19 protein-coding genes are annotated in these 21994 nt (G+C 66.0%); 3 read left to right on the top strand and 16 right to left on the bottom strand.

Annotated elements, in window-relative coordinates; all coding sequences use genetic code 11:
* Positions 1 to 160: 160 nt before the first annotated feature.
* The 8 genes from secF to pdxT form a co-directional block, all read right to left on the bottom strand.
* Positions 161 to 1174: a protein translocase subunit SecF gene (secF, locus tag AC5RWU_RS18720; RefSeq protein ID WP_494032449.1), complete on the bottom strand. Its 1014-nt coding sequence runs from the start codon at positions 1172 to 1174 to the stop codon at positions 161 to 163.
* Positions 1171 to 2931, bottom strand: coding sequence for a protein translocase subunit SecD (gene secD, locus AC5RWU_RS18715; RefSeq protein WP_494032448.1), 1761 nt, complete (start codon positions 2929 to 2931; stop codon positions 1171 to 1173). Before secD ends, secF begins: the two co-directional genes overlap by 4 nt.
* 94 nt (positions 2932 to 3025) lie before the next feature.
* Positions 3026 to 3406 carry a preprotein translocase subunit YajC gene (gene yajC, locus AC5RWU_RS18710; protein WP_494032459.1) on the bottom strand — a complete coding sequence of 127 codons (381 nt, stop codon included), beginning with the start codon at positions 3404 to 3406 and terminating at the stop codon, positions 3026 to 3028.
* Positions 3407 to 3642: 236 nt separating this feature from the next.
* On the bottom strand, positions 3643 to 4725 hold the full coding sequence (gene ruvB / locus AC5RWU_RS18705) for a Holliday junction branch migration DNA helicase RuvB (protein WP_494032447.1): 1083 nt from the start codon (positions 4723 to 4725) through the stop codon (positions 3643 to 3645).
* A 1-nt stretch (position 4726) separates the two neighbouring features.
* On the bottom strand, positions 4727 to 5356 hold the full coding sequence (ruvA, locus tag AC5RWU_RS18700) for a Holliday junction branch migration protein RuvA (RefSeq protein WP_494032446.1): 630 nt from the start codon (positions 5354 to 5356) through the stop codon (positions 4727 to 4729).
* A gap of 162 nt (positions 5357 to 5518) precedes the next feature.
* Positions 5519 to 6106 carry a crossover junction endodeoxyribonuclease RuvC gene (gene ruvC / locus AC5RWU_RS18695; RefSeq protein WP_494032445.1) on the bottom strand — a complete coding sequence of 196 codons (588 nt, stop codon included), beginning with the start codon at positions 6104 to 6106 and terminating at the stop codon, positions 5519 to 5521.
* Positions 6107 to 6114: 8 nt separating this feature from the next.
* Positions 6115 to 6870, bottom strand: a complete 756-nt coding sequence (locus AC5RWU_RS18690) for a YebC/PmpR family DNA-binding transcriptional regulator (protein WP_494032444.1) — start codon at positions 6868 to 6870, stop codon at positions 6115 to 6117.
* 3 nt (positions 6871 to 6873) lie between these two features.
* Positions 6874 to 7584, bottom strand: coding sequence for a pyridoxal 5'-phosphate synthase glutaminase subunit PdxT (gene pdxT, locus AC5RWU_RS18685; RefSeq protein WP_494032458.1), 711 nt, complete (start codon positions 7582 to 7584; stop codon positions 6874 to 6876).
* A 136-nt stretch (positions 7585 to 7720) separates the two neighbouring features.
* On the opposite strand from pdxT, the gene asnB reads away from it, so the two are divergent.
* Positions 7721 to 10423 (top strand): asparagine synthase (glutamine-hydrolyzing), encoded by a 2703-nt coding sequence (gene asnB, locus AC5RWU_RS18680; protein ID WP_494032443.1) that lies wholly within the window; start codon positions 7721 to 7723, stop codon positions 10421 to 10423.
* A gap of 212 nt (positions 10424 to 10635) precedes the next feature.
* On the opposite strand, the gene pdxS is transcribed toward asnB, so the two are convergent.
* The 6 genes from pdxS to AC5RWU_RS18650 form a co-directional block, all read right to left on the bottom strand.
* Positions 10636 to 11544, bottom strand: coding sequence for a pyridoxal 5'-phosphate synthase lyase subunit PdxS (gene pdxS / locus AC5RWU_RS18675; RefSeq protein ID WP_494032442.1), 909 nt, complete (start codon positions 11542 to 11544; stop codon positions 10636 to 10638).
* A gap of 93 nt (positions 11545 to 11637) precedes the next feature.
* Positions 11638 to 12249, bottom strand: coding sequence for a phosphatidylinositol phosphate synthase (pgsA, locus tag AC5RWU_RS18670; RefSeq protein ID WP_494032441.1), 612 nt, complete (start codon positions 12247 to 12249; stop codon positions 11638 to 11640).
* A 52-nt stretch (positions 12250 to 12301) separates the two neighbouring features.
* Positions 12302 to 12910, bottom strand: coding sequence for an HIT family protein (locus tag AC5RWU_RS18665; RefSeq protein ID WP_494032440.1), 609 nt, complete (start codon positions 12908 to 12910; stop codon positions 12302 to 12304).
* Positions 12911 to 12916: 6 nt separating this feature from the next.
* Positions 12917 to 14929, bottom strand: coding sequence for a threonine--tRNA ligase (gene thrS / locus AC5RWU_RS18660; protein WP_494032439.1), 2013 nt, complete (start codon positions 14927 to 14929; stop codon positions 12917 to 12919).
* Positions 14930 to 15012: 83 nt separating this feature from the next.
* On the bottom strand, positions 15013 to 18519 hold the full coding sequence (locus AC5RWU_RS18655) for a DNA polymerase III subunit alpha (protein ID WP_494032457.1): 3507 nt from the start codon (positions 18517 to 18519) through the stop codon (positions 15013 to 15015).
* A complete protein-coding gene (locus AC5RWU_RS18650; RefSeq protein ID WP_494032438.1) occupies positions 18519 to 18875 on the bottom strand; it encodes a hypothetical protein in 357 nt (118 codons plus the stop codon). Before AC5RWU_RS18650 ends, AC5RWU_RS18655 begins: the two co-directional genes overlap by 1 nt.
* 298 nt (positions 18876 to 19173) lie before the next feature.
* Here AC5RWU_RS18650 and AC5RWU_RS18645 point away from each other — a divergent pair, with 298 nt between their 5' ends.
* The gene (locus tag AC5RWU_RS18645) at positions 19174 to 19608 is read left to right on the top strand and encodes a VOC family protein (protein WP_494032437.1); all 435 of its coding nucleotides are present in this window, start codon (positions 19174 to 19176) and stop codon (positions 19606 to 19608) included.
* Positions 19609 to 19644: 36 nt separating this feature from the next.
* Here AC5RWU_RS18645 and AC5RWU_RS18640 read toward each other — a convergent pair whose 3' ends face one another.
* Positions 19645 to 20391: an SOS response-associated peptidase gene (locus AC5RWU_RS18640; RefSeq protein ID WP_494032436.1), complete on the bottom strand. Its 747-nt coding sequence runs from the start codon at positions 20389 to 20391 to the stop codon at positions 19645 to 19647.
* 182 nt (positions 20392 to 20573) lie between these two features.
* Here AC5RWU_RS18640 and AC5RWU_RS18635 point away from each other — a divergent pair, with 182 nt between their 5' ends.
* A complete protein-coding gene (locus AC5RWU_RS18635; RefSeq protein ID WP_494032456.1) occupies positions 20574 to 20801 on the top strand; it encodes a mycoredoxin in 228 nt (75 codons plus the stop codon).
* Between the two features lie 80 nt (positions 20802 to 20881).
* Here AC5RWU_RS18635 and AC5RWU_RS18630 read toward each other — a convergent pair whose 3' ends face one another.
* Positions 20882 to 21739, bottom strand: a complete 858-nt coding sequence (locus AC5RWU_RS18630) for an intradiol ring-cleavage dioxygenase (protein ID WP_494032435.1) — start codon at positions 21737 to 21739, stop codon at positions 20882 to 20884.
* Between the last annotated feature and the right edge of the window lie 255 nt (positions 21740 to 21994).

Here is a 21994-nt window from a genome sequence, read left to right as displayed (position 1 = left end):
TCCCGGCGCGGCGAACTACACCAAACTTAAGTTAATCAAGTCTATGCCCACGCGGACGGTCGTCCTAAACAGCCGTACGGGCAACCCGGTGTGCCGCTCATCCGCAGCAGCCGCTCGGCCACCCCGGGCCTGGGCCCTGAGCCAGCCTGTGCGGGAACCGTTATGCCGGAACGGGCGAGCCGCCGGCTTCGGCAGCTTCGTTCCGCCGCCGCTCCATCACCCGATTGGCCTGTGCCTGCAGCGCCGGTTCCCTCATCCGCAGCGCGGCGTAGAGCGGGGCCGCGGTGTAAAGCGTGGCCAGCGTGCCCATGATGATGCCGACGAAAAGGGCCAGTGAAAGGTCCCTGAGCGTGCCGGCGCCCAGCAGCAGCGCACCGATGAACAGGATCGATGCCACCGGCAGAACCGCCACCACGGAGGTGTTGATGGAGCGGACCAGTGTCTGGTTGACCGCAAGGTTCACCTGTTCGGCGAAGGTCCGCTTCGTGGTCTTGTCGATGTCCTCGGTGTTCTCCCGGATCTTGTCGAACACCACGACGGTGTCGTAAAGGGAGTAGCTCAGGACGGTGAGGAAGCCGATGATTGCCGACGGCGTTACTTCGAAATCGCTCAGCGCATAGATGCCCGCGGTGACGAACATGACAACGAACAGGGCTGCCAGGGCCGATAGCGACATTTTCCAGGTCCGGAAATACACCGCCATCAGCACTGCCGCCAAGGCCACGAAGACGATCAGGCCTACGACTGCCTGCCGGCTGACGTCGGCACCCCAGGTCGGGCCCACAAAGTTGGACGTCACCTGCTCTTCGCTGACCCCGTAAGCACTGACCAGGGCGTCGCGGACCTGCAGCGTCTGGTCGTCGGACAGCCGCTCGGTCTGGATCCGCATGGTGCCCGGCGCAATGTTGGTAACCCGCGGGTCCGTACCCTCGACGACGCCGGCCACGGCACGTTCTCCGGCGCCGACGTCGGTGTTCTGCGTATTCGACACCGTGAACTCCGAGCCGCCCCGGAAGTCAATGCCCAGATTGAAGCCGCCCTTGACCACGGGAATCAGGATGGACAGCAGGATCGCGGCCGCGGCAATGAGGAACCACAGCTTCCGTCGTCCTACGAAGTCGTAGGAGCGTTTGCCCGTGTAGAGCTCGTTACCGAAGGTGGCAAAGCTGGTCATGAGTCGGTCTCCTTGTCCGTGCCCTTGGTACTGCCGGCCATGGTTTCCTGCTTGTTGGCGGAACCAGGCTTGGCGGCCGCGCGCTGCTTCTCGGCCAGCCGCCGTTCGGCGATGGTCTGCCGACGTTCGGCTTCGGCTACGACGCCCTTGTTCTTGCTGCGCACCGGCTGCTTCTCCCCCGGCTCGCGCAGGCGCCCGGCACCGCGGTACAGCGGCACCGCGCCCAACTGCTTCGGATCGAGTCCGGAGAACCGGTGGCCCTCCCCGAAGAACTTGGTCTTTGCCAGCAGCCGCAGCGTCGGGTGGGTGAACATGAAGACAACGATCAGGTCGGCCACGGCGGTCAGGCCAAGGGTGAAGGCGAAGCCGCGGACGTTGCCGACCGCCACGAAATAGAGGACGACGGCGGCGAGCAGGTTCACTGCCTTGGACGCCAGGACGGTGCGCTTGGCGCGCTTCCAGCCTTGCTCGACGGCGGAGACCAGGCCCCGGCCTTCGCGCAGTTCATCGCGGATGCGTTCGAAGTAGACGATGAACGAATCCGCCGTCTGGCCGATCGCCACAATCAGGCCCGCCACGCCAGCCAGCGACAGGCGGTAGTTCTCCGTCCAGCCCAGGATCGCAATGGCCAGGTAGGTCAGCACACCGGCGACCACCAGGGACGCGATCGTGACCAGGCCCAGCATGCGGTACTGGAAGAGCGAGTAGACGGCCACCAGCACCAGGCCGATGAGCCCGGCCAGCATTCCCATCCTCAGCTGGTCCGCACCCAGGGTGGCCGAGATCTGCTGTTCACTCTGGATCTCGAAGCTGATCGGCAGGGCACCGTATTTGAGCTGTTCGGACAGGGCACGGGCCGATTCTTCGGTGAAGTTGCCCGTGATCTGGGGCTTGCCGTCGGGGATCACCGCGTTGGTCGTCGGAGCGGAGATGACATTGCCGTCCAGTACGATCGCGAACTGGTTCTGGGCACCGGTCATGCTGAACAGCCGCTCGGTGACCTGGCGGAACGTCGCGGTTCCCTCGCTGTTGAACTCGATGTTGACAGCCCACTGGTTCAGTGTCTGTCCCTGTGCGCCCTGGGTGAGGCCGAAGTCGGCGTCGGCGATATCCGTGCCCGGCACCTCGACCGGGCCGAGGATGTACTTTCCTGCGGTGTCCGGCTCACAGGCCACCATCGGCAGGTTCGGATCAGCCGTTTCACGCGAGGCAACCGTTGCCGGGTCGAGGCAGTTCAGGGACTCGAACTCCCGGAAAAGCTCCGGCGTCACCCAGTTGAGGTCGCTGGCATTGGTCGGTTCCGCCGTCGGCGTCGGAAGCTGGTCCTCGGGCGCCGGCTCGACGGCTGCCGCGCCCTGGCCCGGGCCGCCCAGCAGCACAGGGCGGAATTCCATCTGCGCCGATGCCTGGATCAGTTCGCGTGTCTCTGTGTCTGGAATGCCCGGCAGGCTCACGACCACATTCCGTCCGGACTGGGTGCTGATTTCGGCTTCGGCGACACCGGAGCCATCGACGCGCTGGCGGATGATCTCCACCGCCTGGTTCAGCTGCTCCGGGGTGATCTCGGAACCGCCGCCTTGCACCTGCGGTGCCAGGATCATCTGGGTTCCGCCCTCGAGGTCGAGGGCCAGTTTTGGAGCCCAGCTGGCGTTGCTCCACATCGTGCCGCCGCCCAGCAGCAGTGCACAGCCCGCGATAATGACGCCCAGCCAGATCAGCGTCCGCCTGGCAATAGTGGCCGGTCCGGTTCGTGCCATCGTAGGTTTTCCTTCGTCAGCGATCAGGTGCGGCGGCCTGGCCGCACACAGGTGGGCCAGGCACCGGAATCCGGCCCTGGCCCACCATCAGCGATTAGTTGTCCTTGTTCTTGTTCTCGTCATTAAGACGGGCTTTGGTTTCATCCGGTGTCTCCGGCGCAGACCGAGGCTTTTCTTCCTCCGCCGTCAGGGAGGAGGCATCATCCGGCACGACCGGAGTGTCCGGGGCGGAGATAACCTTGGTCAGCGCCTGGAGGTGGACCGTTGCGGTATTGCCGGGAGAAATCTCCAGGACGGCTTTGTTCTCTTCCTGGTCCACGGACAGCACGGTACCGAAGAGGCCGAACTGTGTCATGACCTCGGTTCCGGGCACCATCTGGGACCGCTGCTGCTGCAGCTGGGACTGGACCTTCTTCTGCTTGCGGAACATCATGAAAAGGAAAAGACCCAGGGCCACCGGCAGCAGCAAGGTCATGAAATCGAAGCCAGGGGCTGCCTGGTCGGAGGTCTGGGCGGCCAAGACATTTACGAACACAGAGAGTTCCGTTCCTAACATTGGGCATACGGTGCGGTCACGGGTTGTGCGGATTTCCGGCCAGGAACGCGGAGGCGGCCCCGAAGGAAGACCCCCAGGCCGCCCGGCGGCCGCACCGGGTGTCAATCCATTCTATGCCCTAACCCTGAGCGAACGGTGAGAACGCCGGTCCGGCCTCAGTTCTGCCACTCCGGCACGTCCTCTTCCGAATCCACGGTAAAGAGTGCCTCGGGGATGGCTCCGGCCACCCCCGCCGGCATCTCGATGCCCAAATGCTGCCAGGCCGCCGGTGTGGCAATCCGCCCCCGCGGTGTCCGGCCGAGCAGGCCTTCCCGCACCAGGTACGGTTCTGCGACGGTCTCCACGGTTTCCGGTTCCTCCCCGACCGCGATCGCCAGCGTCGACAGGCCGACGGGTCCGCCGTTGAACTTCGTCACCAGCGCGTTCAGCACCGACCGGTCCAGACGGTCCAGCCCCTTGGCATCCACTTCATACATATCCAGAGCGGCGGATGCGGCACGGGCATCGATCTGCTCCAGGCCGTGGACCAGTGCCCAGTCCCGGACCCGCCGCAGCAGCCGGTTGGCAATGCGCGGCGTCCCGCGCGAACGCCCGGCAACTTCTGTGAAGGCAGCCGAATTGACCTTCAGGTCCATCAGCATCGCCGAGCGGCGCAGGACCAATTCCAGTTCCGGCGTCGAATAGAACTCGAGGTGGCCCGTGAACCCGAACCTGTCGCGAAGCGGGCCGGGAAGCAAACCGGCCCGGGTGGTCGCCCCGACCAGCGTGAACGGCGGCAGGTCCAGCGGGATGGCCGTGGCGCCGGGTCCCTTCCCGACGACAATGTCCACCCGGAAATCCTCCATCGCCATATAGAGCATTTCCTCCGCCGGCCGGGACATCCGGTGGATTTCGTCGAGGAAGAGGACCTCTCCTTCGGTCAGCGAGGAAAGGATGGCAGCCAGGTCCCCGGCATGCTGGATCGCCGGGCCCGAGCTGATGCGCAAGGGCGCGTTCATCTCCGCCGCGATGATCATGGCCAGGGTCGTCTTGCCCAACCCCGGCGGGCCGGAGAGCAGCACATGGTCCGCGCTGCGGCCGCGCATCCGCGAGGCCTCCAGCACCAGCGACAGCTGCTGGCGAACCCGCTGCTGGCCCACGAAGTCATCCAGGTTCCGGGGTCTCAGGGCCGCTTCGAGGGCACGTTCCTCCGAGTCGCCCGCCGGCGAGACCAGGCCCTCACCGGGTGCGTCCGCCATGCTAGCTCACCCTTGCCTTGGCGCTGCTGCGGGCTCCGTCCTGGCCCAGGCGGCGCAGCGTCAGCTTCAGGATCTGGCCGACGTCGCCGGTTGCGGCGGTTTCGGGGTCCTCCGCGGTGGCGGCATCGATGGCAGCAGCTGCGTCCTTCTCCGACCAGCCCAGTCCCATCATCGCCTCCAGTACCTGCGGTTCCCAGGCCCGGGCCGGGGCCGCAGTCGTCGGGCCGCCGGTGGGAACCAGCTTGTCCGTCAGTTCGAGGACGATGCGCCGGGCACCCTTGGGCCCGATGCCCGGAACCTTGCTGAAGGCCTTGTCATCGCCGGAGGATGCGGCCACGCGGATGGCCTCCGGCGTGTGCACCGCCAGCACGGCCAGCGCCAGGCGCGGCCCGACGCCGCTGACTCCCAGCAGGACCTCGAAAACCTCCCGCTGTTCGGCATCAGCAAAGCCGAACAACGTCATGGAGTCCTCCCGCACGATCATCGAGGTGGCCACTTCCGCTTCCTGGCCGACGCGAAGTGCGGACAGTGTCTGCGGCGTCGCCTGGATCTGCATTCCGAATCCATTGACGTCGATGACGGCGGAATGCAGCCCTACATGCGTGACGGTACCGCGCAGCGAGCTGATCATGGCTTGGTTCTCCCGGTTGGACGTGGCTGTTCAGGTTCGATATTCGGGTTCGGTATTCGAGTCCAGTGCTCCGAACATATCTACGAACAGGGTACGCTCTTCGCCTGCCTTCATGGCGGCGCCACACCGCGAACCCGGCAGCGGCCGGCCGTACAGCCTGATTCAGCGGCCTGCTCTGCGGGCCTTGGCTTCGGCTTCGGCCCACCGGCGCTGCGCCGCGGTCAGGGCACCGCCCCCGTTCCCTGCGCTCCCGTTCCCGGCGGCACCCGCGGTTCCGCGGCGCCAGGCGTGGGTGATCGCCAATGCCAGGGCATCCGCGGCGTCCGCCGGCCGGGGCGCATCCTCCAGGCGCAGGATCTTGGTGACCATCTTGGTCACGGCGCCCTTGTCCGCCTGTCCGTTGCCGGTCACTGCCGCCTTGACTTCGGTCGGAGTGTGCAGGGCCACCGGTATGCCGCGTCGTGCAGCGGCCGCGATCACGACGCCGGAGGCCTGGGCGGTGCCCATGACGGTGCTGACATTCAGCTGGCTGAAGACACGCTCGACGGCGAGCACATCCGGATGGTGGGCATCAAGCCACTCATCGATGGAGCGGGATATGACCAGCAGGCGCTGGTCCAGCTCCACCTGGGCACCGGTCCCGACCACACCTACGGCCACCAGCGAGGCGGAGCGGTTCGCGGCGACATCGACCACGGCCAGGCCGCACCTGGTCAGCCCCGGATCGACGCCCAGCACACGCAGCGTCACCGGCGGCGTCAGTCCTGCTCGAGGACGGCCATGACCTCGTCGGAGATGTCCGCGTTGGAGTAGACGTTCTGCACGTCGTCCAGGTCCTCCAGTGCGTCCACCAGCTTCATGAACTTACGGGCGTTGTCGGCTTCCAGTTCGACCTGCATGGACGGCAGGAACTGGGCCTCGTCCGTCTCGTATTCGATGCCGGCTTCATTGAGGGCGTCGCGGATGGCCTGCAGGTCGGTCGGTTCGGAGACGACCTGCCAGTTGTCGCCTTCGTCCTTGACCTCTTCGGCGCCGGCGTCCAGGACGGCCATCAGCACGTCGTCCTCCGACAGTCCGTTCTTGGCGAGTTCAACCACGCCCTTGCGGGTGAACAGGTAGTTGACCGAGCCCTGGTCCGCCATGCTGCCGCCGTTGCGGGTCACCGCGACGCGGACCTCGGAGGCGGCGCGGTTGCGGTTGTCGGTGAGGCATTCGATCAGCAGGGCCGAGCCCTGCGGACCGCGGGCTTCGTAGAAGATCTCCTGGTAGTCGACCGCCTCGCCGGTCAGGCCGGCGCCGCGCTTGATGGCGCGGTCGATGTTGTCATTGGGAACGGAGGTCTTCTTGGCCTTGGACACGGCCAACTCCAGCGCAGGGTTGCCGGACAGGTCCGGTCCTCCCCCGCGGGCGGCGACTTCAATGTTCTTGATCAGCTTGGCAAACGACTTCGCACGGCGCGCATCGATGACGGCCTTCTTATGCTTGGTAGTAGCCCACTTGGAGTGCCCTGCCATGCTTTACGCTTCTCCTCTGATCATCCGGATAAACAGTTCGTGAATGCGGCGTTCTCCGGTTACTTCCGGATGGAACGATGTTGCCAGCAGATTCTTCGAACGTACTGCCACAATTCTAGCGGTCCCGTGCAACGTGTCCGGGTGGGCGGCTTCAGCGGCGTCGACCTGCGCCAGGACCTCCACAGTCTCCCCCACCCGTTCAACCCACGGCGCGCGGATGAAAACCGCATGCACCGGCGGAACCTGCGTGCCACCGTCGTACCGGGGCAGTTTCTCCAGTCCGCGGAAGGCGAGATCCGTTTCAAAGGATTCCCGCTGGCGGCCGAAAGCGTTGCGGCGGACCGTCATATCCAGCCCGCCGAAGGTCTGCTGCGGCTGGCCGCTGCGGTCCAGTGCCGGGTCGGCGATCTCATCGGCCAGCAGGATCATGCCGGCGCAGGAGCCGTAGACGGGCAGGCCGGCGGCGATCCTGTCGCGCAACGGCTCGGCGATGCCGAAGATGCGGGCCAGCTTGTCGATGGTGGTGGATTCACCGCCGGGGATGACCAGCCCGTCGATGGCGGCAAGTTCCGCCGGGCGGCGCACGACGACGGCATCCGCGCCGCTGGCTTCGATCGCCCGGGCGTGCTCGCGCACGTCACCCTGGAGAGCGAGAACACCGACGCGGGTGCGGCGGGCTGCCCCAGCGGGAACGGGGACGGCCGATGGGGTCAAGGTGGGAGAAGTCACCAAAATATTGTAGTTGGTGCACGGTTTCCGCTGGCACACGCCACCGGCGGCGTCCCCGGCACTGTCACCGCAACCAAGTAGCATTGACGAGGATCAGTTCAGCAACAGATGAGGATGCACTATGTGCGGTATCGCCGGTTACTACGGATTCGGGGAAGACCAAACGCTCCTAAAGGCCATGAATGAGTGCATGCAGCACCGCGGGCCGGACGGCGAGGGGTACTTCTCCGAAGGAGAGGTAGGACTGGCCCACCGCCGGCTGTCCATCATTGACGTCGCCCACGGCCAGGAGCCGATGATCAGCGCCGACGGGCAGACCATCCTGGTCTACAACGGCGAGGTCTACAACTACTTGGACCTGCGGGCCGAACTGGAGGCCCTGGGCCGCACCTTCCGCACTGTCTCGGACACCGAGGTGGTCCTGCAGTCCTATGAGGAATGGGGCGACGCGGCCTTCGACCGGTTCAATGGCATGTTCGGCTTCGCCATCTACGACAGGAAGAACAACCGGGTGGTGCTGGCCCGCGACCACTTCGGCATCAAGCCGCTGTACTACACCAACGCCGGCACGGCCGCGGAACCGAAGATCCTTTTCGCCTCGGAGATCCGCCCGCTGCTGGCATCGGAGAAGTTCGAGCGCAAGGTCAATGAGCGGATCCTTTACCGCTACCTGCAGTTCCGCATCCACGACGAGGAAGCGGAGACCTTCTTCGACGGGATCTACAAGCTGATGCCGGGCGAGAAGATGGTGATCGACGGTGCCACCGGCGCCTTCGAGATCAGCCCCTACACCCGGCTGAAGGAGGAACTGGAGGAACTGGCCACGGTCGAGACTCCGTACAGCCAGCAGGTCATTGACGAATACCGCCGCCGCTTCACCGAGGGCGTCCGGCTGCGGCTGCAGTCCGAGGTCCCCGTCGGCACCGCCCTGTCCGGCGGCCTGGACTCCTCCGCGGTGGTTGTGACCATCAACAAGCTGATGCAGGAGAAGGCCGCCGCCACCGATTCCCTCGGTGCCACCCAGCAGACCTTCAGCGCGGTGTTCCCGAACTCCATCAATGATGAGGAGAAGTACGCGGACGCAGTGCTGGAGGTTTGCAAGGGCAATGTCACCAGCCACAAGATCAAGCCCAAGGCGCATGAGTTCGCCGAGGACCTGGAAGACTTCGTCCGCACCCAGGAGGAGCCCATCATCTCCTCCGGCCCATATGCCCAGTACCGGGTGATGAAGGAAGCCTCACAGCATGTCACCGTCCTGCTGGACGGGCAGGGCGCCGATGAGATGATGGCAGGCTACATCCCCTACTACTTCGCCTATCTGCGGCAGCTGAAGGTGCGCGGCCAGTACACCAAGCTGGCCAAGGAGGTCACCTCTGCGCTGGACATCTTCTACCGCCTGGGCCGTTTCCGGCTGCAGGGGATGCTGTCCCTCAAGAAGGATGTGTCCGCCTCCAGCCTGCTGCGCAAGGACTTCACCGCCAAGTACAAGGGCGAGAAGTTCGGCAACATCCCGGACAACCTCAAGCTGCGCCTGATCGATGACCTGTTCCACAAGTCCCTGCCGGCGGTGCTGCGCTACGAGGACAAGAACACCATGCGCTGGTCCCTAGAGGGCCGCGTGCCGTTCCTGGACAAGGAAGTGGTCAAATACCTGTTCAGCCTCTCCGATGAGTCCATCATCAAGGGCGGCTGGAACAAGCGGATCCTGCGCGACGCCACCCGCGGCCTGCTGCCGGAGATGATCAGTAACCGCCGGAACAAGATCGGCTTCACCACTCCCGAGGCCGAATGGTTCAAGCTGATGAAGGAGAAGATCTACGAGGTCTTCCTCTCCTCCTCCTTCGAGTACCGGCCGTACTGGGACCAGGACGCCGTGCTCTACGCCTTCGAGGAATACCTGCAGGACAAGAACAGCGCCAACACCATGGTCTTCTGGCGCCTGCTCAACACCGAACTGTGGCTGCGCGAGTTCTTCGACGAGCCGGAGGTCAGGGCAGGCATCGAGGGCAAGAGCGACTACGTCCCCAACGCGGGCAAGAACCTTGACATCGAGGTGAAGAACGGCGCCGGTGCTGCCGCCGGCAGCGGCGCGGGCACCGGGTCGGCCACCTACCGCCGCTATCCGATCCGCACCGATGTTTTCTACCGCGAGACGGACTTCGATCCGACTGTGATGGGCTATGTCAAGCGTTTCTACGATGGCCTGCCCACCGCCGGCGGCGACCACGCCGAAGCCGCCGCCGACACGCCGTGGTATCTGTTCGTCAGCGAGAAAATCGTGGCCATGACCCAGGGCCGGTCCATTCCGGTCTGGGACATCAAGGTCTCCTCCGCCGCGCGCATCCTCAGCAAGTTCGTCAGCCGGTCCTCGGCCGGGATCGGGCTGGGCAGCCCGTGGTCCATGCAGTTGGCCATCGACGAGGTCGGCCTGCCCCGGATCCTGTACGCGTCCGCCCGCAGCGTCATCGGCAAGCTGCAGGGCAAGAAGGGCGTCTTCTACGAGGTCGTCGGCCATGACATCAACGCCATCGACGGCGCCGCGGGCTACCAGGTCGGGACGTCGACCCACTCGGTAAAGCTGGCACCCAAGGATCCGTCCGGCGTCGCCGCCCGCCTCAGCGCACTGGTGCGGAAGACGGTACCGGAGCAGTACGCACGCAACTTCGCCGGCACGGCCATCATGGACGCCAACGACCTGGGCGTGGTGGCGCTGGGCCACGACACGGACCTGTCCAAGGAAACCCTGGAGGCCATCTTCAAGGACAACCCCCAGGGGCAGACCACCGAAACCACCCCCATGTCCCTGGTGTTCCGGAAGAAGTAACCACCCCCACTCCCCCGCGAAACCTCAGTTTTTGCTGGTTTTCAGACCGGTTTTCTGCAGAAACTCAGGTTTGGCGGAAGGGGGTAGGCGGAGGTGCGAAAAGGTCCCCCGGGCTCATTGAACTGGTCCCCGAAAGTTGGACTGAGAAATCAGTTCTGACTCTCGGGGAGCAGTTCACATTGCCCGAGGGACCTTTTTACTGCCGGTGGAGCTTACCAGCCGCGCTCGGCCAAGCGGTGCGGCTGGGGGATCTCATCCACGTTGATCCCGACCATGGCTTCGCCCAGGCCGCGCGAGACCTTGGCAATCACGTCCGGATCGTCGTGGAAGGTCGTAGCCTTCACGATCGCCGCGGCGCGCTCGGCCGGGTTGCCGGACTTGAAGATGCCCGAGCCCACGAAGACGCCGTCGGCGCCGAGCTGCATCATCATGGCCGCATCCGCCGGAGTGGCGATACCGCCGGCGGTGAAGAGGACGACGGGCAGCTTTCCGGCTTCCGCAACTTCCTTGACCAGCTCGTACGGAGCCTGCAGTTCCTTGGCCGCCACGTACAGCTCGTCCTCGGGCATGGAGGTCAGCCGCTGGATCTCGGCGCGGATCTGGCGCATGTGCATGGTGGCGTTGGAGACGTCGCCGGTTCCGGCCTCGCCCTTGGAGCGGATCATGGCCGCGCCCTCGTTGATGCGGCGCAGCGCCTCGCCCAGGTTTGTGGCACCGCAGACGAACGGTACGGTGAACTTCCACTTGTCGATGTGGTTGGCGTAGTCAGCCGGGGTCAGCACCTCGGACTCGTCAATGTAGTCGACGCCGAGCGACTGCAGGACCTGCGCCTCGACGAAGTGGCCGATCCGGGCCTTGGCCATCACCGGAATCGAGACCGCTTCGATGATGCTGTCGATCATGTCCGGGTCGGACATGCGGGACACGCCGCCCTGGGCGCGGATATCGGCCGGCACGCGTTCAAGGGCCATCACCGCGACGGCGCCGGCATCTTCGGCGATGCGGGCCTGTTCGGCGGTGACGACGTCCATGATGACGCCGCCCTTCAACATCTCAGCCATCCCGCGCTTGACCCGGCTGCTGCCGGTCACAGGTGAGTTGGAAACTTCAGGAGTGGACACAAAAAGCCCCTAGTAGTCGGTAATTGAGTACAGCTAATCATATGCCAGCAGTGGTGAACCGGATCGCCTTGGTTACCTGCAATAACGAGCGTGCTACGAACCGGCCAGCGCCTGGCGGCGGACCATCAGCATCCGCTGGACCACGGTGACCAGGCTGGCGATGGCCAGCAGCACCAGGACGACGAGCAGCACCGCTTGCGGCAGGCCGAGGCCGGTCAGGCCGGTGGCGACGAGCACGGTGACCAGCCGTTCAGAACGCTCCGCGATTCCGGTGTCTGCCGTCATCCCCAGTCCCTCGGCACGCGCCTTCGCATAGGAGACCAGCAGCCCAAGCAGCAGGCAGGCCAGGGCCGCCACGGCAACGGCCGGATTGCCGCCGCCGGTGAAGAACCAGATGACAATGCCAATAAAAACCGAACCGTCGGCCAGCCGGTCAAGCGTGGAATCTAGGAAGGCACCCCAGCGGCCCCCGCGTCCCAGCTGCCGGGCCATGAGCCCGTCGACGATATCCGAAAAGACGAAACAGGTGATGAAGACGGTCCCCCAGAACAGCTGTCCCATGGGGTAGAACACCAGGGCTCCGATGACCACGCCCAAGGTGCCGACGATTGTGACGGCGTCCGGGGAGACTTTCAGCCGGAGCAGCAGCCTGGCGACGGGTGAGAAAATGCCCGCGAAGAAGCCCCGTGCGTACTTGTTCAGCATGCTGCTCTTCCTGGATTCGGCCTAGGCATCCGGCCCGCGGCCGGACGTGGATTCATGCACCGCGGTCATCGGCTGCACCCTCGCGGGAGTCGGTCGGCCAGGCCGCCGCCACCTGCTTGCGGACTTCGTCCAGGGTCTGCGTGATGGCCTTGGTGTGGGCGATGATCGGCAGGAAATTGCCGTCGCCGCCCCAGCGGGGAACGATGTGCTGGTGCAGGTGCGCGGCAATGCCGGCTCCCCCGGTGACGCCCTGGTTCATGCCCAGGTTGAAACCGGTGGGATTGGAGACCTTGCGCAGCACGCGCATGGCGGTCTGCGTCAGTTCCGCGACTTCGATGGTTTCCTCGCTGTCGATGTCCGTGTAATCCGGCACGTGCCGGTACGGGCAGACGAGCAGGTGGCCGGGGTTGTACGGAAAGAGGTTCAGCACCACATAGGCATACTTGCCCCGGTGCACGATCAGGGATTCCTCATCCGAGCGCCCGGGGGCCACGCAGAACGGGCAATCGTCCTGGTCCTTGAACTGGTTCTGCCCGCCCTTGATGTAGGCCATGCGGTGCGGTGTCCACAGCCGCTGGAAGGCGTCCGGGACATTGGGAAGCTCGAAATCATCCGTGACCGCGTCGTCGCCGGAGCTGTTTCCAGGAAGGTTCTCAACCATGGCGGCCTACTTGTCCCGGTTGCGGACGGCGTCGACGATCCGCTTGACGGCCTCGTCCACCGGCACGCCGTTGTCCTGGCTGCCGTCCCGGAAGCGGAACGAAACCGCGCCCGCTTCGGCATCCTCGCCGCCGGCGATCAGGACGAAGGGGATCTTCTCCTTGCTGGCGGTGCGGATCTTCTTCGGGAACCGGTCGCTGCCGGCGTCGACCTCGGCCCGGATTCCTTCGGCACGCAGCCGCTCCACGACGTCGTACATGTAGTCGTTGAAGGTCTCCGCCACCGGAATGCCGACGACCTGCACAGGAGCCAGCCACGCCGGGAAGGCACCCGCGTAGTGCTCGATGAGCACGCCCATGAACCGCTCCACGGAACCGAACAGGGCCCGGTGGATCATGACCGGCCGCTGGCGGGTGCCGTCGGGGGCCTGGTATTCGAGTTCGAAGCGCTCGGGCAGGTTGAAGTCCAGCTGGATGGTGGACATCTGCCAGGTGCGGCCGATGGCGTCACGGGCCTGGACGGAGATCTTCGGCCCGTAGAACGCCGCGCCGCCCGGATCCGGCACCAGGTCCAGTCCGGAGGCCTCGGCGACCTCGGCCAGGGTGCGGGTGGCTTCGTCCCACACCTCGTCGGAGCCGACGTACTTGTCCGGGTCCTTGGTGGACAGCTCCAGGTAGAAGTCGTCCAGGCCGTAGTCCTTCAGCAGTCCGAGGACGAAGTTGAGCGTGGTGGTCAGCTCGCCCTTCATCTGCTCCTTGGTGCAGTAGATGTGCGCGTCGTCCTGGGTCATGCCGCGCACGCGGGTCAACCCGTGGACCACGCCGGACTTCTCGTAGCGGTACACCGACCCGAACTCGAACAGGCGCAGCGGCAGTTCGCGGTAGGACCGTCCGCGGGAGCGGAAGATCAGGTTGTGCATCGGGCAGTTCATCGGCTTGAGGTAGTAGTTCTGCCCGGGCTTGACGATCTCCCCGGTCTCCGGATTCCGGGTTTCGTCGATATGCATGGCCGGGAACATCCCGTCCTTGTACCACTCCAGGTGCCCGGAGACCTCGTACAGGTGGCCCTTGGTGATGTGCGGGGTGTAGACGAACTCGTAGCCGGCGTCCGTGTGGCGCTGGCGCGAGTAGTCCTCCATCGCCTTGCGCACGATGCCGCCCTTGGGGTGGAACACCGGCAGGCCGGAGCCCAGCTCGTCCGGGAAGGAGAAGAGGTCCAGCTCCGCGCCGAGCCTGCGGTGGTCGCGGCGCTCGGCTTCGGCCAGCCGGTCCTGGTAGGCCTTCAGGTCCTCCTTGGTGGGCCAGGCGGTGCCGTAAATGCGCTGGAGCTGCTTGTTCTTCTCGCTGCCTAGCCAGTAGGCCGCGGCGGTGCGGGTCAGGGCGAAGGCGTTGGAGATGAGCTTGGTGCCGGGCAGGTGCGGGCCGCGGCACAGGTCGCACCAGACGGTGTCCCCGCTCTTGCGGTCGACGTTGTCGTAGATAGTGATCTCGCCGGCGCCAACCTCGATGTTCGCGCCTTCGCCGGCCTCGTCGGCGTTGCTCTTCAGACCCAGCAGCTGCAGCTTGTACGGCTCGTTGGCCATGGCTTCGCGGGCTTCGTCCTCGGTGACGGAGCGGCGGACGAACTTCTGGTTCTGGTTGACGATCTTGAGCATCATCTTCTCAAGCGTCTTCAGGTCTTCAGGAGTGAAGGGTTCCTCAACGTCGAAATCGAAGTAGAAACCGTCGGTGATGTAGGGACCGATGCCGAGCTTGGCGCCGGGGCGCAGCTGCTGGACCGCCTGGGCCATGACATGGGCCGTTGAATGCCGCAGGACGTTCAGGCCGTCCTGGGAATCGATAGTCACGGCCTCCACCCGGGCGCCTTCCGGCAGCGGCTGGTCCAGGTCCTTCAGCTCTCCGTTGACACGCGCGACGACGACCTCGCGGCGGTCCGCGTACAGGTCCGCACCGGTAGTGCCCGTGGCCACCTGGCTCTCTTCGCCATCGACGATGAGGGTGATCTGTTGGGGCACTGACACAGGGGTCTCCTAAAATTTCGTGTTGTTGCGGCGGTGCAACGGCGCAACAGGATGCACCGGGCCGCTGCAAACCACTTTTGATGTTATCCGCTGGAGTTGTAGCCCACCAACATGCCACGCATGCCGGCGGGCAGACGGGCGGCCGCCGAAGCCGGCTGGGGCGGCGGCGGCAGCGGCAACGTTTCGGTCCGGGCCAGGTCCCAGGCATTGGTGGCCTGCAGGCTGATCCCCCGCGGGCCGGTGCGCCGGGTCACGCCCTGGATGAGCAGCAGCCGGGTGCCGAAAAGCAGCGGTCCGGCCTTTTCCTGCGCCTCCTGGAAGAAGGTGCAGTCCACGCAGCCGGTACCGTCGTCAATGCTGATGAAGACCACCCGGCGTCCCCCGCGCATGGGCGGAGTCTGGGTGGCCACCCTGATCCCTGCCACCAGCACCTGCGTCCCGTTGCGCAGCCCCATCAGGTCCTCGGCCGCAGTGACGCCCAGTTCCTTCAGCAGCGGTCCGTAACTGTCCATCAGGTGCGCGCTCACGTCGACTGCCATCAGATCCAGCTCGGTGCGGACCTTTTCCGCCGTCGTCGGTTCGGGCAGTTCCGGCTTCAGGTTCCCCAGTTCCACATCCCCCAGCGGCAGCGCCAGTTGCCCCTCGATGGGTTCGTCTTTCCGCCGCCGTGCCCTGGCGGGTTCCGCCTGCAGATGGCGCAGCAGGTCCGCCCTGCTGCCCCTGCCGCCGGCGGCCCGGTGGAGCGAATCGAAGGCCCCCAGCTGGGCCAGCCGCTGCAGCGAGGGCCTGCTGAGCCGCGCCCTGGCCCGCAGGTCCGCCAGCGAGTCGTAGGGCTGTCCGGCAACGATCCGCTTCAGCTCCGCGGTGGACAACCCGTAGACCCCGGCCAGGCTCAGCCTGATCCCCAGCTTCTCCGGCCCGCCGCCGCCCGGCACCCGTTCCACCCGGTACTGATCGGTGCTGCGGTTGATATCCAGCGGCAGGATCGGAATGCCCATGCGGCGGGCCTCGGCCACCAGCAGCCGGCGCGGATACATTCCCGGATCGTGCTCCCAGAGGCCGGCCAGGAACGCTTCCGGGTGGTGTGCCTTGAGCCAGGCCGACTGGTAGGTGGGCACGGCGAAGGCCGCTCCGTGCGCCTTGCAGAACCCGAAGCTGCCGAAGGCCTTGAGCGTTTCCCAGACCGTGTCGATCACCTCCGGCTGGTAGCCCCTGGCCATGGCCTGGCTGCGGAAGTAGTCTTCGACTTCCGGTTCAGCCGCCTCATTGCCCAGCAGCCGGCGGAATTCATCCGCCTTGGCCAGCCCGCAGTCGGTGAACACGTCGAAGGCCCGCAGCACCTGTTCGTGGAACACCGTGACCCCGTGCGTTTCGGCCAGCACCGGTTTCAGGTCCGGATGCGGATAGTGCTCGGGGGTGAAGCCGTGGCGGTTTTCCAGGTACGGCTTGACCATATTGGACTTCATCGGGCCGGGCCGGAACAGCGAGATGTCGATGATCAGGTCGTTGAACTCCCGCGGCGCCATTTTCCCGACCAGCTCCCGCTGCCCGGGGGATTCGATCTGGAAACAGCCCAACGTATGGGTGCTCCGGATCAGCTCGTAGGTGGGTTCGTCGTCACGCGGCACAGCCTCCAGATCGATCCGGCCGTCCCTGTGGATATAGTCCGGCCCGCAGCCGGCGGCATCTACCGGATGGCGGCCGGCGGCCGCCACCTCTGCCTTGGAGGGGTGGATCCGCTGGATTTCCTTCAGCGCATACGCCATGGCGCTTTGCATGCGCACTCCGAGCACATCCAGCTTGAGCATCCCCATGGGGTCCATGTCGTGCTTGTCGAACTGGGACATGGGCAGTCCCAGTCCGCTCGGCTGCACCGGGGTCCGGTCCAGCAGGGTCGCATCCCCCAGGATCACGCCGCAGGGATGCATGGAAATATGCCGTGGCAGGCGGTCCAGCCGCTCGGTCAGGTCCACCAGCAGGTCCAACTGCTGGTCCTGCTCCACCCGGCCGGCGAATTCCCGCAGCTCCGGTTTTTCAGCCATGGCCTCCCGGAACCGGCGCGCGGAGAACCGCCAGAGCTGTTTGGCGATCGTGTCGATATTCTCCCCGTCCATGCCCAGGGCCAGGCCGGCGTCGCGCACCGCACCGCGTGCCCGGTAACCGTTCTGCATGCTCATCAGGGTGACCCGCTGCGGACCGAAGCGGTCGAAAATGCGGCGGTAGACGTTGTGCCGTTCGGCGCTTTCCACGTCGATGTCGATATCCGGGAGCGTGGAACGGTCCCGGGAGAGGAAGCGCTCGAAGATCAGGTCGTGGTCCAGCGGATTCACATGGCTGACCTCAAGCAGGTAGTTGACCAGGCTGGAGGCGCCCGAGCCCCGTGCCGCTGCCCGGACGCCCATCCCGGTGATCATCCGGGACACTTCCGCCACGGTCAGGAAGTAGGACGCGAAGCCAAGCCGCTCGATGATGCCCAGCTCATGGGCCAGCCGGTTCCGCACGCGCCGTTCCGTCTCTTCCGGCATTGCCGGGAAGCGGCGAGCGACGCCTGCCTCGCAGCGCTGCCATAGTTCGGCCAGCGGATCCTGGCTGATCCCGATCACGGAGGCCTCCGGCACTGCGGGCTGTTTCCAGCCCATGTCCGCCGCCGGATCCATCCGGCAGCGGTCCGCTGTCTTTTCGGTCGCCGCCAGCAGCCCGGCGGCGCCGGGGAGTCCGTAGCCGGCTTCCTGGGAGATTTCCTGGGCGATCGACTGCATGACTGCGGCGCCCTTGAGCCAGCCCTGGCCGTTGGGCTGCAGGTCCGGCAGCGTCGCCAGCGAGCTCAGGGCCCGGGCGGCATCCAGCACATCGGCGGTGGGGGCGCCGTCGGCGTCGGCATAGCGCACCGCATTGGTGAGCACGGCAGGCAGTCCCGCATCCTTGGCGAGGCGGAACATCCGCACTGCGTGGGCGGTGCTCAGCAGCTCCCCCGGCGGGCTCAGGTGGGTCACGACTTCCACGGCCATGGAACCGACCGGCAGGAGGTTCCGCCAACGGGACAGCAGCGAGCGCGCCTGGTCATAGCTGCGTGACCGGAGTGCCTGGCCGACGTCGGAATACGGCCCCACCAGCACGGTCAGCACCGGGTTTCCGGGGCCAGCGGCATGATGGGCCAACTGTTCCAGGGTGACGCCGACGGGCCGGCCTGCCCTGGCCCCGGCGGCGGTACCGTCATGGGCGTCGGAGATCAGGCGGCAGAGCGCTTTGTATCCCGCACCGCGGATGCCGCCATGGGCCAGTACGACGACGCGTCCGGTCACCTCCGGAGGGCGGGGCTGCCCGGATCCGGACTGCACGGGACGTGGCGGCCGAACCGGGGAACCGGGCTGCCGGGAGGACAGCACTGCCAGGTCCACGCCCACGATCGGATCCAGACCGGCCGCCAGGCACGCCTTCAGATGCTTGACGGTCCCGTACAGGCCATCACGGTCGGTGCAGGCGAGCGCGTCGGCGCCGTCCGCGGCGGCGGTCCGGGCCAGGTCGTCGGGCCACGAGACACCGTAGTGGGCGCTGAAGGCCGTGGAAACATGCAGGTGGGTAAAACTCATCATTCCCGGTCCCGGACTGCATCATGGATGCGGACAAGGCGCCACCGGTGCGTATCCAGCCGGTGGGAAATATCCAGCGTCCGGAGGCCTGGGTCGTGGGAGCCGCCTGGCCTGTCGGGGCCCTCGGAACTGCCGGAGCCATCGTCGGGCCGGACCTGGAGCCGCCAGATCTCGTGGTCCACCAGGCCGGCACCTCTGCCGGGTTCCGCCCTCGGTTCCTCTTCCCACCATTTGCGCCGTTCAAACCAGCGGACCGGTTCAACCACGACGCGGTAGGCGCGGCCCCGCCATATCACCCGCTCCGGCTGCCCGGACGGAGAGCATTTCACGTCCACCGCTTCACTGAAGACCCCCATGGCGCCACCTCCCCGCCGCAGCTGCGGCGCTGTGCGGAACAGCCGCCGAAACAGGCGCAGGACCAGCAGGCAGCAACTCCCATGGGGAATGCTGGATCGTAGTGCGGATCCCGACCGGCTGCGTCGACTGGTGTTTCGACCGGTTCATTTACTCGATTGTTCAACCGCTTTAACTGATCAGGACAGCTGAATAATCGAAACTATATTCGAATCAAACCCAGTCTACGCCGATCCCGGCGAAAAGCACCAGAGCGCAGCGTCCATTGCCACCCTCCGCCGTCCGTGGCACGCTCGCCCTATGAAACCGACGGTAAGTGCCATCACGCTTGGCGTACGCAGCACGGAGGAATCACGACGGTTCTACGTTGACGGACTCGGCTGGCAGCCGCTGGGAGAAGAGCCGGGCGAGATCCTGTTCCTGCAGCTCGGACCCGGACAGATCCTGGCCCTCTGGCAGGTCGACAGCATGACCGGAGAATACGGCGACGTCGGACACGGAGCACTGGCTCCCCCGGTGTCCCTGGGCCAGAACCTGGGCAGCCCGGAAGAGGTGGACGCGGTGATAGCGCAGGCGGTCGCGGCCGGAGCCACCCTGGTATCGGCAGGACGCCGGCAGGCCTGGGGTGGCTACAGCGGCTGCTTCGCGGACCCGGACGGCTTCCGCTGGGACATCGTCCATAACCCCGGCTTCACCGTGGCGGCGGACGGAACCGTCCGGATGGGTGGGGCTTAGGGCTGCCGGGGCAGGCCCCTGAATCCGCCGCAGCCGCTAGAACAGTGCCGTCTGCGGTTCGATCAGCTCCGGCCCGTTGTTGCGGACGTTCCCCACGGCATCCCCTACCGGTCCCAGCGTCCATTCGGCGGCGACACTGTGCGCTTCGGCGCGGATCAGGTCGACCAGGGCAGGGCCGTCGGCCTGCGGATCCAGCCATTCGGCCATGGCGGAGCCGGACAGCGGCACCGGCAGCCTGTCATGCAGCTGGCCCAGTTCCTGCAGCACGGGTGAGGCGCTGTCCGCGGGTGGCGCCTCGGTGGTGATGATGGAGGTGCTCAGCAGCCATTGCCGGGGGTGCCCGTCCGGCAGGGACGGATCCTTCCACCATTCGTAGAGCCCGGCGAAGAACGTTGGCCCACCGTCCGCCCGGCGGACGTAGTAGGGCTGTTTGGACTTGGCGGACAATTTCTTCCACTCGTAGTACCCGTCGGCAGGCACCGCGCAGCGCCGTGCCTGCAGCGCCTTGCGGAAGGACGGTTTCTCAGCCACCGTCTCGCTGCGGGCGTTGAACATCTTGACGCCAACACCCGGATCCTTGGCCCATCCGGGGACAAGTCCCCATTTGGCGATGTGGAGCTCGCGGTGCACTTGGCCGTCGATCAGCCGTTCCAGCACGATCGGCACATCAGTAGTGGGCGCGACGTTCCATGAGGGGGCATACGCAACGTGCTCCCCGACTTCGGCCCCGGCTGCGGCCATCAGGTCACCCACGGCCCGGGCCATCACATAACGTCCACACATGCCCTCCAGTAAACCAGAACTGCTCCGCCGTCCCAGGGTGATTCCGCAACGGAACCGGCCGCGGAATGAATCCGGCTGCACCGGCGTTGGACTCAGCAGGCTACCCAGCCGCACGAGTCATTTTTGAAGGAGCAATCTTGGCAGCAACAGCGGAATTCACCCCGGTGGACGGCACCATCACCATGTTTTCCACCACCTGGTGCGGCTACTGCCGCCGGCTGAAGACCCAACTGGATGCCCAGGGCATCGGCTACACCGAGGTGAACATCGAGGAGGTCGACGGCACCGCCGAACTCGTTGCCTCCCTCAACGGCGGCAACCAGACCGTCCCCACCGTCATCTTCCCGGACGGTTCCGCCGCAACCAACCCCTCCGCAGCCGAGGTGAAGTCCCGCCTGGGCGTCGCCTGACGCTTTGGAACGCAAGGTACGACGCCGGTACTCGCCTGAGTGCCGGCGTCGTGCGTTAAGCGCGCGCTCCGAACGGCAGCTCAGACCTCCACGCCCAGATTGATGCCGGCCAGGTAGCCGTCCTGCACCGGCTGGACGGTGAGCAGCCCGGAGGCGTCGAAGAGGCCGTCGTCGTCGTTGAGCGTGTCCCGGCCGGAGCGGGAGTTGTACGGCGCTGCCGCGAGGACCGCGTCGTTGAGTTCCTCCTCGAAGTAGACCTGGCTGGTCAGCACGGTGTCCTTGTTGACGTGCACCTTGAGATGGATGTGGACGGTGCGGCCGCTGTACCAGCCCGGGTAGACCGTGCTGAACTGCACAATGCCGTTCGCATCGGCCACCTGCGCTCCGCGCAGGTACGTTCCGTCGTCGGCGGGCACCGCCTGGGGCTCGCCCTCCGTGTAGGAACCGTCCGACGTCGACGTGCCCCCGCCCAGCGAACCGCCGCCCGAGGAGACTTCGAAGCCGGAGTAGGCACCGCCGGCGTCGCAGTGCCAGATTTCCACCACGCTGTTGGGCAGCGGCCGGCAGTCCTGGTCCCACACCCGCAGCGCCAACTGCAGCGGCGTGCCCGGCCGGTCCTCACGGATATCGGAACGGATGGAATCGACGTCGAACCAGAAGGGGCCCTGCGTCTGTTCCCTGGTCATGCCGCAGCTGTTGGCCCGGTCCAGCAGTGCCACCACATCCGCGGCGGCCGTCGTGCCCGGCTGGACCGTCGCCGTGCCGTTCGTCGTCGGTACGGTGACCGGCGCCGACGGCGTGGCTTCCGGGGACAGCGTCCCCTCGCCGTTGCCACCGGTACAGGCAGCCAGCAGCGCCCCCAGCCCCACCGAACCGCCCAGCCCCATCGCCCGCCGCCTGCTGACGGCGAGCCGGCTTTCCCGGATTTCCTCATTCATTCCGGCCATCCTTCCTGCCGCGTACGTGAAGGTGACCTCCGCCTTGAACCGCGTGCACAGCGCTCCGGTCAGGGACGTGCCGCCCAAGGCGGCATCCCTGCGGTTTTTATGATGTGATGAGTCTAACCCCGGCCGCCAGTCCCGCCGGTGGAATACGAGAGGAACAGCGCAGTTATGGCTCATAAGGTCAAGGCGGTTATCGCCAAGGAAAAGAACGCTCCCGTGACCGTGGAAACGATCCTGGTTCCGGACCCG

Source organism: Arthrobacter sp. B0427-1-12 (genome assembly GCF_059092905.1).
This window is presented reverse-complemented; position numbering and strand designations above follow the sequence as displayed.

Excerpts from the sequence above, each read along its gene's own strand:
- asnB (WP_494032443.1), top strand. The coding sequence starts at position 7,721 with ATGTGCGGTATCGCCGGTTACTACGGATTCGGGGAAGACCAAACGCTC.
- secF (WP_494032449.1), bottom strand. The coding sequence starts at position 1,174 with ATGACCAGCTTTGCCACCTTCGGTAACGAGCTCTACACGGGCAAACGC.
- pgsA (WP_494032441.1), bottom strand. The coding sequence starts at position 12,249 with ATGCTGAACAAGTACGCACGGGGCTTCTTCGCGGGCATTTTCTCACCC.
- AC5RWU_RS18630 (WP_494032435.1), bottom strand. The coding sequence starts at position 21,739 with ATGAATGAGGAAATCCGGGAAAGCCGGCTCGCCGTCAGCAGGCGGCGG.
- ruvA (WP_494032446.1), bottom strand. The coding sequence starts at position 5,356 with ATGATCAGCTCGCTGCGCGGTACCGTCACGCATGTAGGGCTGCATTCC.
- AC5RWU_RS18640 (WP_494032436.1), bottom strand. The coding sequence starts at position 20,391 with ATGTGTGGACGTTATGTGATGGCCCGGGCCGTGGGTGACCTGATGGCC.
- AC5RWU_RS18665 (WP_494032440.1), bottom strand. The coding sequence starts at position 12,910 with ATGGTTGAGAACCTTCCTGGAAACAGCTCCGGCGACGACGCGGTCACG.
- AC5RWU_RS18635 (WP_494032456.1), top strand. The coding sequence starts at position 20,574 with ATGTTTTCCACCACCTGGTGCGGCTACTGCCGCCGGCTGAAGACCCAA.
- AC5RWU_RS18645 (WP_494032437.1), top strand. The coding sequence starts at position 19,174 with ATGAAACCGACGGTAAGTGCCATCACGCTTGGCGTACGCAGCACGGAG.
- secD (WP_494032448.1), bottom strand. The coding sequence starts at position 2,931 with ATGGCACGAACCGGACCGGCCACTATTGCCAGGCGGACGCTGATCTGG.
- AC5RWU_RS18650 (WP_494032438.1), bottom strand. The coding sequence starts at position 18,875 with ATGGGGGTCTTCAGTGAAGCGGTGGACGTGAAATGCTCTCCGTCCGGG.
- yajC (WP_494032459.1), bottom strand. The coding sequence starts at position 3,406 with ATGACCTTGCTGCTGCCGGTGGCCCTGGGTCTTTTCCTTTTCATGATG.
- ruvB (WP_494032447.1), bottom strand. The coding sequence starts at position 4,725 with ATGGCGGACGCACCCGGTGAGGGCCTGGTCTCGCCGGCGGGCGACTCG.
- AC5RWU_RS18690 (WP_494032444.1), bottom strand. The coding sequence starts at position 6,870 with ATGGCAGGGCACTCCAAGTGGGCTACTACCAAGCATAAGAAGGCCGTC.
- AC5RWU_RS18655 (WP_494032457.1), bottom strand. The coding sequence starts at position 18,519 with ATGAGTTTTACCCACCTGCATGTTTCCACGGCCTTCAGCGCCCACTAC.